General features: G+C 58.1%; 14 protein-coding genes. 4 read left to right on the top strand and 10 right to left on the bottom strand.

Annotated elements, in window-relative coordinates; all coding sequences use genetic code 11:
• Positions 1 to 67: 67 nt before the first annotated feature.
• Positions 68 to 580, bottom strand: coding sequence for a periplasmic heavy metal sensor (locus AACH32_RS11415; RefSeq protein ID WP_338599408.1), 513 nt, complete (start codon positions 578 to 580; stop codon positions 68 to 70).
• A gap of 459 nt (positions 581 to 1,039) precedes the next feature.
• On the opposite strand from AACH32_RS11415, the gene AACH32_RS11410 reads away from it, so the two are divergent.
• From AACH32_RS11410 to AACH32_RS11395, 4 genes are all read left to right on the top strand, one after another.
• The gene (locus AACH32_RS11410) at positions 1,040 to 1,582 is read left to right on the top strand and encodes a helix-turn-helix domain-containing protein (protein WP_338599405.1); all 543 of its coding nucleotides are present in this window, start codon (positions 1,040 to 1,042) and stop codon (positions 1,580 to 1,582) included.
• Between the two features lie 48 nt (positions 1,583 to 1,630).
• The gene (locus tag AACH32_RS11405; RefSeq protein WP_338599402.1) at positions 1,631 to 2,998 is read left to right on the top strand and encodes a thiolase C-terminal domain-containing protein; all 1,368 of its coding nucleotides are present in this window, start codon (positions 1,631 to 1,633) and stop codon (positions 2,996 to 2,998) included.
• Between the two features lie 15 nt (positions 2,999 to 3,013).
• Positions 3,014 to 3,517: a Zn-ribbon domain-containing OB-fold protein gene (locus tag AACH32_RS11400; protein ID WP_338599399.1), complete on the top strand. Its 504-nt coding sequence runs from the start codon at positions 3,014 to 3,016 to the stop codon at positions 3,515 to 3,517.
• Positions 3,518 to 3,657: 140 nt separating this feature from the next.
• Positions 3,658 to 4,809 carry an acyl-CoA dehydrogenase family protein gene (locus AACH32_RS11395; protein ID WP_338599396.1) on the top strand — a complete coding sequence of 384 codons (1,152 nt, stop codon included), beginning with the start codon at positions 3,658 to 3,660 and terminating at the stop codon, positions 4,807 to 4,809.
• 190 nt (positions 4,810 to 4,999) lie between these two features.
• Here the strand turns inward: AACH32_RS11395 and AACH32_RS11390 are convergent, their stop codons facing one another.
• The 9 genes from AACH32_RS11390 to AACH32_RS11350 form a co-directional block, all read right to left on the bottom strand.
• Positions 5,000 to 5,269, bottom strand: coding sequence for an RNA recognition motif domain-containing protein (locus AACH32_RS11390; protein ID WP_338599393.1), 270 nt, complete (start codon positions 5,267 to 5,269; stop codon positions 5,000 to 5,002).
• Positions 5,270 to 5,637: 368 nt separating this feature from the next.
• Positions 5,638 to 6,564 carry a retron St85 family RNA-directed DNA polymerase gene (locus tag AACH32_RS11385; protein WP_338599390.1) on the bottom strand — a complete coding sequence of 309 codons (927 nt, stop codon included), beginning with the start codon at positions 6,562 to 6,564 and terminating at the stop codon, positions 5,638 to 5,640.
• 1 nt (position 6,565) lies between these two features.
• Positions 6,566 to 6,913 carry a hypothetical protein gene (locus AACH32_RS11380; protein ID WP_338599388.1) on the bottom strand — a complete coding sequence of 116 codons (348 nt, stop codon included), beginning with the start codon at positions 6,911 to 6,913 and terminating at the stop codon, positions 6,566 to 6,568.
• A gap of 21 nt (positions 6,914 to 6,934) precedes the next feature.
• Positions 6,935 to 8,043, bottom strand: a protein-coding gene (locus AACH32_RS11375; protein ID WP_338598789.1) for an IS3 family transposase whose coding sequence is annotated in 2 segments (ribosomal slippage) — positions 6,935 to 7,791 and positions 7,791 to 8,043 — 1,110 coding nt in all. Because the reading frame shifts where the segments join, the coding sequence is not laid out codon by codon here.
• 63 nt (positions 8,044 to 8,106) lie between these two features.
• Positions 8,107 to 8,754, bottom strand: a complete 648-nt coding sequence (locus AACH32_RS11370; RefSeq protein ID WP_338599385.1) for a retron St85 family effector protein — start codon at positions 8,752 to 8,754, stop codon at positions 8,107 to 8,109.
• 272 nt (positions 8,755 to 9,026) lie between these two features.
• Positions 9,027 to 9,728 carry a helix-turn-helix domain-containing protein gene (locus tag AACH32_RS11365; RefSeq protein WP_338599382.1) on the bottom strand — a complete coding sequence of 234 codons (702 nt, stop codon included), beginning with the start codon at positions 9,726 to 9,728 and terminating at the stop codon, positions 9,027 to 9,029.
• Positions 9,729 to 9,749: 21 nt separating this feature from the next.
• Positions 9,750 to 10,304, bottom strand: a complete 555-nt coding sequence (locus AACH32_RS11360; RefSeq protein ID WP_338599379.1) for a 2-oxoacid:acceptor oxidoreductase family protein — start codon at positions 10,302 to 10,304, stop codon at positions 9,750 to 9,752.
• 17 nt (positions 10,305 to 10,321) lie between these two features.
• On the bottom strand, positions 10,322 to 11,065 hold the full coding sequence (locus AACH32_RS11355; protein ID WP_350341578.1) for a thiamine pyrophosphate-dependent enzyme: 744 nt from the start codon (positions 11,063 to 11,065) through the stop codon (positions 10,322 to 10,324).
• Positions 11,066 to 11,079: 14 nt separating this feature from the next.
• Positions 11,080 to 12,141, bottom strand: coding sequence for a 3-methyl-2-oxobutanoate dehydrogenase subunit VorB (locus AACH32_RS11350; RefSeq protein ID WP_338599373.1), 1,062 nt, complete (start codon positions 12,139 to 12,141; stop codon positions 11,080 to 11,082).
• Position 12,142: the final 1 nt, after the last annotated feature.

Here is a 12,142-nt window from a genome sequence, read left to right as displayed (position 1 = left end):
GCCTCCTCCAAGGTAAATCAGGGTCCGGGCCGATGCCCGGACCCTGATTGTAACCGAGGCTTGGGGTCTACCGCCAGCAGGTGCCGGGGCCGTAACCGGAACCCATCATGCCGGGTCCGCCGCCATAGCCCATCATACCGTAGCCGCCGTGACCGTAACCGCCGCGGCCGTAGCCACCGCGACCGAAGCCCATTCCGGGCAGGCCGGCGTCATTGGCCTTCTTGGCCAACTGGCTGCGCATGTCGATCAACTCGCCGCGCAGCTTCTGGATCGTGGCCTGGTCCGCATTGGGCTGGGCGTAGAGGGTGCGCAGCTCGATGCCCTTGGCCGCCATGGTCTGGCGCAGGGGCAGGGTCTCCTGCAGGAAGGCGGCCCGCTTGGCCTGGAACTGCTCATACTGTTCCTTGGTCATATTGGGGCCGGGGCCGTACCCAGGTCCACCACCAGGACCGCCGGCGGCGTAACCGGGGCAGTTGCCCGGGCCATAACCCCGACCGGGACCCCAAGGGCCGGCCCATGCACCCACCGCCATGGTGGCCACCAGGGCCATGCTGCCTAAGATCACCATCATCTTCTTCATGTTCAGTCTCCTTTGCGTATTCCGCGGTTTTTGGTTAGGTGCGTATCCGGTTGCCCCCTGAATGAGCATACAGCGTGCCAAGGGCTGGCCTGAGGCATTAAAAAAAATAGATGCAATTAAATCAAATAGATGTGACGCAATAAAAGTTGCCGCCCCAACGGGCCGGGCGCCGGGGCGGAGAAAAATAGTAGCAGGACAATCAGGCGGTGCGAAAAAATTATGCGCTGTCGCGCCTGGAATATGCCGGGGGAGCTGCGCGAGGCTATTGGTCAGGCCTGGAAGCGCCCGGTCGCGCTTGGCCTCCGGCCGCGTGGATTGGCGAAGCAAACGTAACCTCACGCAGCGCGGCCCAACCCGGCCGAGCCGGCCATTTCTCTTGACCTTAAATAAATATTGTCCTATGGTAAATATTAACCAATGGCACCTTTTGGTTAACTCATTAATATATTGGAAAAATAAGTGAACCTAGGGAACGAGCTGCGCCGCTGCCGCAAGCAAAAGAATCTTACGCTCAAGGCGGTGGCCGAAAAAGCCGGGGTCTCCGAAGGCTTTTTGAGCCAGGTGGAAAACAACGTGAAGTCTCCCTCGGTGGAGACCTTGATGTCCATCGGCCAGGCCCTGTCCGTGGACGTGGGCGGCCTGCTCAGCCGCTTGCAAAACCAGGAAAAGGTTTTTGTCTTCCATACCGACGAATGGCGAGAGGTGGACATGCCCCACACCGGGTTTGCCACCCGCCGCCTGAGTCCGCCGGAAAACCGCGCGGTCATCGACAGCGCGGTGTTGTTCATAGAGCCCGGCAAATCGCTGCCGGTGCGCAAGGACATCAAAAACGGCCAGGAGGTCCTGTGCGTTTTGGATGGCCGAATCGAGTTGCGCCATGGGGACAAGGTGTTCCACTTGAAAAAACACGATGCCGCCCATTTCTGGGCCGAGCCCAAGGCCCAGGCCATCGCCAACACCGGCAAGAAGCTTGCCGTGGTGTTGTGGGTGGGCACCATGTAGGCGCGGCAGGCTCGGCCGGCCGGTTTAAAGTCTAGAGGAGGGATATAGATGATCAAATTCGGCAAGGGCAATCTCAGGGTGCCGCAATGGTCCCGCAGGGTATTCATGGTGGCCGGCGGCTGCACCCCCTTCCGCAAGTACTTCCCGGAGTACAAGCTGGAGGAACTGGTGATGATGGGCTACAAGATGATGCTGGAGGACAACGACCTCAAGCTCTCGCCCAAACAAGTTAAGGACTGCATCCAATACGCGGCCTACGGGGAGTTCGCCGACCACTTCCAGGACCAGCTCCTGTGCGAGGCCAAAATCCACGACTACTTGGGCCTGGACCCCCTGTGGAACACCGGCATCAAGACCGGCGGGGCCACCGGCGGGGCGGCCATGCTCAACGGCTGCATGGCCGTGGCCAGCGGCTACGCCGACTGCGTGCTGGTCAGCGGCTGGGAGCGCATGGACGAGGTGGACACCCGCACCGGAAACTTCTACATCTCCACCGCCGCCTGCAAGGACTTCGAGACCCGCATGGGCCGCATCTACAGCTCCTATTACGCGCCCATGGCCAACCGCTTCGCCGAGGCCTATAACCTCTCGGAGGTGACCCGGGCCAAGGTGGCGGTGAAAAACCGGGGCTACGCCATGAGCAACCCCAACGCCCAGCAGCCGGGCCACCATACCGTGGAGGAGGTGCTGGAATCGCGCATGAGCGCCTATCCCCTGCGCTTCCTGGAGTGCTGCGCCATGACCGCCGGCAGCGCCTCGGCCCTGCTGTGCAACGAGGAGATGGCCTACAAGCTCTCCGACCATCCGGTGGAACTGTTCATGGCCGGGGGCACCCACACCCTGCGGGTGGCCGACCGCCGGCACATGGACATACCCCTGCTGCCCAACGAAGAGCCCGGCATGTACGACGAGCTGTTGAAGGAGTCCGGCCGCTGGCCCGGCTTCGAGTCCTTCCTGGCCGCGCGCTTCGCGGCTTATTTGGCCTATCGCATGGCCGGCATCCACGACCCCCTGGAGGAGTTGGACCTGGTGGAGTTGCACGACGCCTTCACCATCAGCGACATCCAGACCTACGGCGACATCGGACTCAGGCCCTACGGCCAGGAGCCGGACTACATCGAGAGCGGCGACGCCTACTATGAGGGCAAGTGCCCCTCCAACCTCTCCGGCGGCCTGTTGGGCACCATGCACGCGGTGGGGGCCACCGGCATCTGGCAGGCCTGCGAGGTGTTCTGGCAGATTCAGGACCGCTACGACTATATCCACGGCGACAAGAAGTGGTGGGACCGGGCCGAGAAGGAAAAGCCGGCCGACTGGAAGAGCCTGCAGGTAAAGGATCCCAAACAGGGCCTGTGGATCAGCCACGCCGGCGTGGGCTCCCACGTTACCTGCGGCATTTTGCGCAAGGCCTGGTAGGAAAGGAGATCGCAAATGACTAAAGCCTACGAAGGTCCCCTGACCACCAAATTCATCGGCGAGCCCAGCGAGATCTACGATGACGCCGGCGATTTCTGGGTAGTGAACTTTCCCCGCAGCATAACCCATCACCACACCTACGGCCTGCTGACCCCCTTCTTCAAGGGGCTGACCCAGGGCAAGCTGTTGGCCACCAAGTGCACCAACCCCGAGTGCACCGAGAACTCCACCTGGCTGCCGCCCCGGGCCGACTGCCCGGATTGCTACGCGCGCACCGAGTGGGTCGAGGTGCCCGCCGAGGGCACGATCTACGCCTACACCATGCTGGATTACGCCGGCATAGGCATCGAGATGGAGACCCCCTACTGGCAGATCGACGTGCAGATAGAGGGGGTGGACACCATTTTCAAGGGGTGGCTCAAGGAGGGCAAGCCGGTGACCGGAATGCCGGTGCGGGCCGAGTTCAACACGGCCAACCCCACGCACACCATCTTGGACATCTGCTGGGTGCCCAAGTAGGGCTGGAACCAAGGGCGGGGGGCTCTCAGGGGCTCCCCGCCGCTTTGACGGCCTATCGGTCGGGCTCAGTGTCGGCTTGACGCAGAGGCGGCGAATTATCTAGATTGAACGGGTCGACACCCGTACGCGCGGAGGAGGGGATGGATTTCGAGCTGACCATGGAGCAGGAAATCCTGCGCAAGACGGTGCGGGACTTCGCCGAAAAGGAGATAGGCCCGGTGGCCCGGGAGCTGGACCAGAAGGAGGAGTTCTCCCTGGACACCTGCCGGGCCATGGGCGAGTTGGGCCTGTTCGGCATGATCGTGGCCGAGGAGTACGGCGGCCAGGGCATGGACTACGTGTCCTACATCATCGCCGTGGAGGAGCTGGCCCGCATCGACGGCTCCCACGCCGCCACCATCGCCGCGGGCAACTCCCTGGGCATCTCGCCGCTGTACTACTACGGCAGCGAGGAGCAGAAGCGCAAATACCTGCCCAAGCTGTGCACCGGCGAGGGGCTGTGGGGTTTCGGGCTAACCGAGCCCAACGCGGGCTCCGACGCGGGCAACTCCGCCACCAACGCGGTCTTGGACGGCGACGAGTGGGTGATCAACGGCTCCAAGATATTCATCACCAACGCCAGCGCCCCCAACAGCCTGGGGGTCACGGTGATGTGCAAGACCGGCAAGCGCGAGGACGGGCGCGACGAGCTCTCGTGCATCCTGGTGGAAAACGGCACTCCCGGTTTCGAGGCCCGGCCCATGCACGGCAAGATGATGTGGCGCGCCTCCAACACCAGCGAGCTTTACTTCGACGACTGCCGGGTGCCCCAGGACAACATCCTGGGCACCAGGGGCAAGGGCTTCCACCAGATGCTCGAAACCCTGGACGGCGGGCGGCTGTCCATCGGGGCCATGGGGGTGGGCGGGGCCCAGGGGGCCTACGAGCTGGCCTTCCGCTACGCCAGGGAGCGGGTGCAGTTCGGCAAGCCGGTGTCCAGCTTCCAGGTCAACGCCTTCAAACTGGCCGACATGGCCATGGAGATCGAGGCGGCCCGCCTGTTGCTCTACAACGCCTGTTGGCTGCGCGACAACCACAAGTTTTTCTCCAAGCACGCGGCCATGGCCAAGCTCTACGCCTCGGAGGTGATGGGGCGGGTGACCGACCAGGCCGTGCAGTTGCACGGCGGCTACGGCCTGATGCAGGAGTATGACGTGGAGCGCTTTTACCGGGACTACAAGCTGTTGACCATAGGGGAGGGCACCAGCGAGATTCAGCGCCTGGTCATCGCCAGGCTGATCGGAGCCATTTAGAGCTCCGTAGCGGTAGGAGGGAAGGGAAGGCGCCTCCGCAAGGAGGCGCCTTTTTATGTGCGCGAGGGTTTAGGGCGGACTGCCAGGCTGGCAAACCCGCCCACCAAAAAGAGGCCGGAGGCCCGGCTCCTCAAAGGAGAAACCTGGACCTCCGGCTGAAAACTGTACCGCGGCTATATGCCGCTTGACACTACCAGCGGCGGGGCGGACGGGGCTCGCGGGGGCGGGCTTCGTTCACCTTCAGCTGACGGCCGTCCAGATCGGCGCCGTTCATGCCTGCGATGGCCTGGTCCGCGGCATCATCCTCCATCTCCACGAAGCCGAAGCCGCGGGAGCGGCCGGTTTCACGGTCAGTGATCACCCTGGCAGACAGCACGTTGCCGTACTGCTCAAAGGCGGAGCGCAGGGTGTCCTCGTTGGAGTTGTAGGACAGGTTGCCCACGTAGATATTCTTTGCCATCTTTTCTCTTCTCACTCCTAAGTCATGGGAAAAATACGCTCCTCCCCCTGGGGGAGGATGCTCCTGTAGCCTTACGGGCCAGACTTTAGGCTTGGGTAGGCATGCGAAAGCAGGCTGGTTCAAGCGGCTGGGTCGGGCTATCGGGCCAATTCAAGACCTAGAATACCCTATAAACACAGGTTGTCAAATGGTTTTTTTGGGCAATGCCACAATGCCCGGCCGGGCTATGGGCTGCCGGTCGGGTGGTCGGTCCCTCTCCCGGCGCCAGCACCAAGGGAGAGGATGTGAAGATGCGACTATATACCATGGATTGGGGTGACCGGCCAGAGGGCCGAAAAGTAGCATAAGAATAGACACCAACGAATCAGCTAGAGGTCTTTAAAGTGTTTAATGTCGTATTTGCTCAGTAATGCATCTATGAATTTAGGTTCAATGCTTTTTACAAAAGCAATTGTACCTTTTAATTTGTCTATTTCTTTCTTTGACAATTTACCACCGATGTAATGGTGTATTTGAGATCTTAATAGACGTTTTTTATCCCTGCCAATTGTTACATGTCCATCGTTTGAAATTATTAGCCCGGTAATTAAACGCCTATTGGCTTTTGAAGAAAATATTGTCTTAGAATCATTAAGAGTTAATTTCGGATGGGATATGCGCGACAATATATCTTGAATTGCTGAAATAATAAATTTTCTTTCTTTGCCGTTTTGCATTGAAAACGTCATATCATCTGCATATCTAGTATAAACAATTTTATTGGACTCACAATAATCATATAATAGCTCATCAAATTGAAACATTACAGCGTTTGAAAGTATGGGGGATGAAGGCGCACCTATGGAAAGCCGAAGCGAGTTATGTCCTTTTGGTTGCCAAAAAAGAATTTTTGATAATAATAAAATATCGTGTTCATCCAACGACAAATTGCGCTGATTTCTAGCTATGAAACGAAAATCATTATCATTGATAGAAGGAAAAAAATTTTTAAAATCAAGTTTTAGTAAAAAAGAATTATCCTTATGCTGCTCAGCATTATTTTTAATGCCTTTTTGTTTGAGGTACGCCGTGGCGACATTGTGTACTGGAAGTGCTGGAAAAATATTTTTAATGACCCAATACTGAAGTATTTTTACTTCCTTTGCCGGTTGAGCAATTAATCTAAAACCAGAATTAGACCGTTTACGTATATAATATGTTTTGTACCTATGAGGGGCACTTCTAATTAAAGAGCGCAACGTGTCAATTGGTATTAAAAGATCTTCTGACAATTTTAAAACAAGTTGCAAAATCACGCTAAGTACCCTGTATTACATGAGATTTAAAATAAGACCTCAGCGCACGTTCCTTTTGCAGATTGCTCTGTCTGTACTCCTCTGAGAAAAGTGATTTCCAACGCACAATATCTCTATTTTGGGCAACTTTAGTAAAAGAGAATGATAGCCATGGATTTGAAGGAGTAGGTAAATAGAAAATATAGTTCCGGTAAGGTTTTTTAATAATTAATTCAAGAGATACAAGAAGGCTTAAATACCTTTCAACGGCTTTTTTTTCAATACTGATTGATAAGTTTTTAAGTAATGTAAATACCTCGTCGATAGTTGCCAAATGTATGATGTCCAACAAGGCAATTATTAGTAGCATTATATTGTAAACCTCCCCCGATTAGTGCCAGTCAACAGTAGAAACTTCAGGTGAATTTATAGCGAGGTATTCGGCTGGTGTCAGGTTGCCGAGGGACTCATGAGGGCGTTCCTCGTTGTACTCCTTGAGCCAGCGATCCGTGATTTCCCGCACCTCGCTTAGACGGGAAAATATGTAAAGGTCCAGCACCTCTTCCCGATAGGTCCGGTTGAAGCGTTCAATGTATGAATTCTGGGTGGGCTTGCCGGGCTGAGTGAAACCCAAATCGATACTATGCTCCTCGGCCCATTGGGCCATAGCTACACTGACCAGCTCCGGGCCGTTGTCCAGCCTCAGCCTGGACGGGTAGCCCCGCCAGGCAGCGATACGCTCCAGCACTCGGATTATCCTTTGGGCGGGGAGATTGACGTCCACCTCTATGGCCAGGGCCTCTCGATTGAAATCATCCACCACATTAAAGGTCCTGAATCGCTGGCCGCCATACAGGGCATCGCTCATGAAGTCCACCGACCAGCAGATATTGGCCAGATCCGGCACTGCAAGCGGCTGGGGATCACGAGTAGGCAGGCGCTTCTTACCCTTCCTGCGAAGGTTTAGCTTCAGGGCGCAGTACACTCGGTACACCCGCTTGTGATTCCAGCCATGTCCATCCCGCCGAATTACTTGAAACAGTTTGGCAAAGCCGTATCTGGGATATTTGTCTGCCAGCGAAGTCAGCGCCTCGATGATCGGACCATCGTCGCGGGGCTTGGGTCGGTAGGCATAAACCGACCGGCTCAGCCTCAGGGCGCGGCAGGCCCGGCGAATGCTCAGACCGTGCTCTTTGCACATGAACTTAGCCAGATCGCGCCGACCCGCTGGCCTTATATTTTTCTTTCGATGACGTCCTTCAGAGCCCGATTCTCAAGGCTCAAGTCGGCGTACATCTGCTTTAGACGCCTGTTTTCTTCTTCAAGCTCCTTGAGCCGGACGATGTCCGAGGCCTCCATGCCCCCGTACTTGGACTTCCATTTGTAGTAGGTGGCGCTGCTGACACCGTATTCCCGGCAGACCTCCTTGGCGGTCCTGCCCCCTTCCACCTCTTTCAGAATTTTGACGATCTGAGTTTCGCTGAATCTGGTCCTGCGCATCGTGAAGAGTCCTCCTTGCAGACCTCAGTCTGCCAGAAGTCTCTACCTCAAACTGGCCCTATTTTAAGGGAGGGTTACAATATGGCCGTGGTCATCTGGCTGAAATGACACTATTTTGGGCCTAGATTTTACAAATGCGTTGATCATGTCTGCTAAATCTTCTGCATCGCTAAAGTCTTCAATATTCATGTGACTTGGTGTACGCGTTTTTGCTTTCCAATTATAAATAGTTATGGGATTTTCACGGCTATATTTTTTTGCCCGTTCAATTAGATGCATAGCTGGACCACGCCAGATAAATGATTCTTTATCGGTGTCATTTTCGTGAAGGACGACAAGTAGCTTGTCGCGAATTGAATCTAGAACAGAAAATGAGCCAAACTCAGCTATGGAGCCGGGACTTTCAGAAAAAATAACTGTCAGTGAGGATAGGTCTGCCAAATCTTCTTCAAAGGTTAGCAAATCTTTATAGGATGAATGGTTAAAATATGTGAATATTTCCTCGGCTAATATAATCTGGCTACTAAATGGATAATTTTTACACAATATATGATTAAGAAAAATATCGCGGCACGACATAAACTCTGCGGTCCCGTCGTCCATTGGTACTGGTCCGCCGCACAGAAAAATGAACGATGGGTATCCTACAACTTTACTTTTAGATAAGTCGATTGAACAGCTTAATTGATTTAATAAGGTGTTCTCAGGCAATAAATGCTCTTTACTCGGAGCGAGGCGCGGTAGCCCGCCGGGGCTTATCGGTTCGGTGAGCCCCGGCGGGCTACCGTGCCGATAAATGTAACCAATAAGTACATGTCTGGCGAAACGCCAGACCAAGCAAAATTGCTTTTTACGCTAAAGAGCGACTATATTGATGCCACAACGAAACGATAACTGTCAATTTAATTAAACGGTCCAAATTTCTCCTAGTAAAAAGGGCGGGGACTTGCCCCGCCCTTGCGTCGTCACTCGTGGCTTTCGCCTTATTTTTCCTGGCTGTAGATCACCGCCAGGATCTGCACCGGCTGGTCGCCGTGGGGGCGCAGCAGGTGGGGCACGGTGGAGTCGTAGTAGATGCTGTCGCCGGTGCCCAATATCTCCAGCGCGTCGTCCACCAGGGCCTCCATCACGCCGTCCAGGACGTAGATAAACTCCTGGCCGTCGTGGGCCGAGGGCGGGGCCTCGCCGCCGGAGGGTTGCAGGGTCACGATAAAGGGCTCCATGGAGCGGTTGGTCTTGTGGGGAGCCAGGGTCTCGTAGGTGTAGCCGTAGGAGGTGCCCTTTTGGCTGGCCTGGCGGCTCATCCGCTGGCGCTCGGTGGAGCGGGTCACGGTGTAGGAGCGGTCGCCCCCGCCGGAGATCAGCGACCCCCAGCGCATGTCCAGGGCCTTGCCCAGCTTGACCAGCACCCCCAGGGGAGGGGAGGCGCTTTCGTTTTCCACCTCGGCCAGCATGGCCTCGGGCAGCCCGGTGCGCTGGGCCAGGTCTTCCAGGCTCAGGCCCTTGCTCTCGCGGGACTGGCGGATGCGCTGCCCCACGGGCAGGGCCGGGTCGGCCGGCGCCTCCTGGCTCGCGGCCACCGCGTCCACTCCGGCCAGAAAGTCGTCCTCCCGGCTGTTGCTGTGGTCCATGCCCTGCATCTGGGACATGAGCTCGTGGTGTCCGTTTTTATCCTCGCGCGCCATGGCTTGCCTCCTTGGGTCGCTCTAAGCGGCCTTTTGCTCGCTCACATAGCGGGCCCCGGCCTCCAGGGCCTCCACGTTGGCCGGGATCATCTTGTGGTAGCGCGGGTCCAGGGCCCCGCTCAGGGCGTCGGCCACCTGCCCCACGGTGAGCACTCCGCTGCCCTGCACCACCGCCCCCAGCATGACCATGTTGGCCAGGCGGGGATTGCCCAGCTCGGTGGCCAGCTCCAGGGTGGGCACCCAGCTGGAGCGCTTGGCCCGAGTCTCGAACTGGCCCGGCTTCACCAAACTGGCGTTGACGAACACTTGGCCCTTTTTCTTTACCCGCGGGCCGAATTTTTCGGCCGAGGGGCGGTTCATCAGCACGGCGCTGACCGGCTCGTGGATTATGGGCGAGCCCACCGGGCGGTCGCTGACCACCACGGTGCAGTTGGCGGTGCCGCCGCGCATCTCCACGCCGTACACCGGCATGTAGGTTACTTGCTTGCCCGCCTGCATGGCGGCGTAGGCCAAGACGTTGCCCATGAGCAGCACGCCCTGGCCGCCGAATCCGGCGATTATGGTGTCAAAGTACATGGTGCTCCCACCCCCGGTCAATTGGCCCGGACGTCTTTGTAGACGCCCAGGGGAAAGTAAGCGGCCATTTCCTTGCCCACCCGGGCGTTGGCTTCCTCGGCGGTCATCTTCCAGTTGGTGGGGCAAGAGGACAGGAACTCGACCAGCGAGAAACCCCAGCCCTTGGTCTGGTAGGTGAAGGCGCGCTTGAGGGCCGCCTTGGCCTTTTTCAGGTTTTTCATGTTGTCCACCGCCACCCGAGCGATGTAGGAGGTGCCTTCCAGGGTGGAGAGCAGCTCGCAGACGCGGATGGGCAGGCCGTCGGTGGCGGCGCTGCGGCCGTAGGGGCTGGTGGTGGTCACCTGGCCCTCCAGGGTGGTGGGGGCCATCTGGCCGCCGGTCATGCCGAACACCGCGTTGTTCACGAACACCACGGTGATGTTCTCGCCGCGGTTGGCCGCGTGCACGATCTCGGCGGTGCCGATGGCCGCCAGGTCGCCGTCGCCCTGGTAGGTGAACACGAAGCTATCGGGCATGGCCCGCTTGAGGCCGGTGGCCACCGCCGGGGCGCGGCCGTGGGGAGACTCCAGCACGTCTACGTCGAAGTAGTCGTACATCAGCACCGAGCAGCCCACGCTGGCCGCGGCCAGGGTCTTATTCTGCAGGCCGAAGGCGTCGATCTGCTCGGCCACCAGGCGGTGGATCACGCCGTGGTGACAGCCGGGGCAATAGTGGTAGGGCACGTCCTTCAAGGATTTGGGGCGGTCGAAGACCTGCTGCATCTTGGCTTTGGCGCTCATTTCAGGCCTCTCTTCCGCCATACTTTCATGGCTTCCTTGGCCAACTCGTCGGGGGTGGGTATGGAACCCGGCGGGCGTCCGTAGAAATCAACCGGGCAGGCGCAGTCGGCCGCCAGGCGCACGTCCTCCACCATCTGGCCGGTGCTCATCTCCATGGCCAAGAGCACCTGGGCCGCTTCGGCCGTCTGGCGCACCGCCTTGGTGGGGAAGGGGAACAGGGTGATGGGCCGCATGAGCCCCACCGCCTTGCCCTTGTCGCGCAGGATGTCCACGCTGGTCCTGAGGATGCGCCCCACCGAACCGAAGGCCACCAGCATCATCTTGGCGTCCTCGGCGCGGTAGGTCTCGTAGCGCACCTCTTTTTCCATGCTCTTGTATTTTTTGTCCAAGAGCCAGTTGTGGTCGGTCAGCTCGCCGTCGGCCAAAAACAGGGACTTGAGGATCTGGCCGTGGCGCCCCTCGGCCCCGGTGAGAGCCCAGGGCTTGGCCTTGGGTTTCTTGCGGTAGGCCTTGAGCTCCACCGGCTCCTTGATCTGTCCGATGAGAGCATCGCCCAAGACCATGACCGGGTTGCGGTACTTGTCGGCCAGGTCAAAGGCCAGCATGGTCAGGTCGTAGTTTTCCTGGGCCGTGGAAGGAGCCAGCACCAGGGTGCGGTAGTCGCCGTGGCCGCCGCCCCGGGTGGACTGGAAGTAGTCGCCCTGGGAGGGATGGATGCCGCCCAGGCCGGGGCCGGAACGGCTCATGTTCACGATGACCCCCGGTATCTGGGAACCGGCCAGGTAGCTGATGCCCTCCTGCTTAAGGCTGATGCCCGGACTGGAGCTGGAGGTCATGGCCCGGGCTCCCGTGGCCGCCGCGCCCATGAGCATGTTGATGGCCGCCACCTCGCTCTCGGCCTGCAGGAAGGTGCCGCCCATCTTGGGCAGGACCGCGGCCAGGTATTCGGGGATGTCGGTCTGGGGGGTGATGGGGTAGCCGAAGTAATAGCGGCACCCCGCTTCGATGGCCCCCATGGCAATGGCTTCGTTTCCCTTGATCATTACCCTTCGGGCCATA

It is taken from the genome of Desulfoferula mesophila (genome assembly GCF_037076455.1).
Classification (GTDB): domain Bacteria; phylum Desulfobacterota; class Desulfarculia; order Desulfarculales; family Desulfarculaceae; genus Desulfoferula; species Desulfoferula mesophila.
Note: the sequence above shows the minus strand (reverse complement) of the source record. Positions and strands in the feature narration are given on the sequence as shown.

Bases quoted from the DNA above. Each gene is read 5' to 3' on its own strand.
- AACH32_RS11355 (WP_350341578.1), bottom strand. From the start codon at position 11,065: ATGCAGCAGGTCTTCGACCGCCCCAAATCCTTGAAGGACGTGCCCTAC.
- AACH32_RS11390 (WP_338599393.1), bottom strand. From the start codon at position 5,269: ATGGCAAAGAATATCTACGTGGGCAACCTGTCCTACAACTCCAACGAG.
- AACH32_RS11380 (WP_338599388.1), bottom strand. From the start codon at position 6,913: ATGCTACTAATAATTGCCTTGTTGGACATCATACATTTGGCAACTATC.
- AACH32_RS11415 (WP_338599408.1), bottom strand. From the start codon at position 580: ATGAAGAAGATGATGGTGATCTTAGGCAGCATGGCCCTGGTGGCCACC.
- AACH32_RS11360 (WP_338599379.1), bottom strand. From the start codon at position 10,304: ATGTACTTTGACACCATAATCGCCGGATTCGGCGGCCAGGGCGTGCTG.
- AACH32_RS11400 (WP_338599399.1), top strand. From the start codon at position 3,014: ATGACTAAAGCCTACGAAGGTCCCCTGACCACCAAATTCATCGGCGAG.
- AACH32_RS11395 (WP_338599396.1), top strand. From the start codon at position 3,658: ATGGATTTCGAGCTGACCATGGAGCAGGAAATCCTGCGCAAGACGGTG.
- AACH32_RS11365 (WP_338599382.1), bottom strand. From the start codon at position 9,728: ATGGCGCGCGAGGATAAAAACGGACACCACGAGCTCATGTCCCAGATG.
- AACH32_RS11350 (WP_338599373.1), bottom strand. From the start codon at position 12,141: ATGGCCCGAAGGGTAATGATCAAGGGAAACGAAGCCATTGCCATGGGG.
- AACH32_RS11405 (WP_338599402.1), top strand. From the start codon at position 1,631: ATGATCAAATTCGGCAAGGGCAATCTCAGGGTGCCGCAATGGTCCCGC.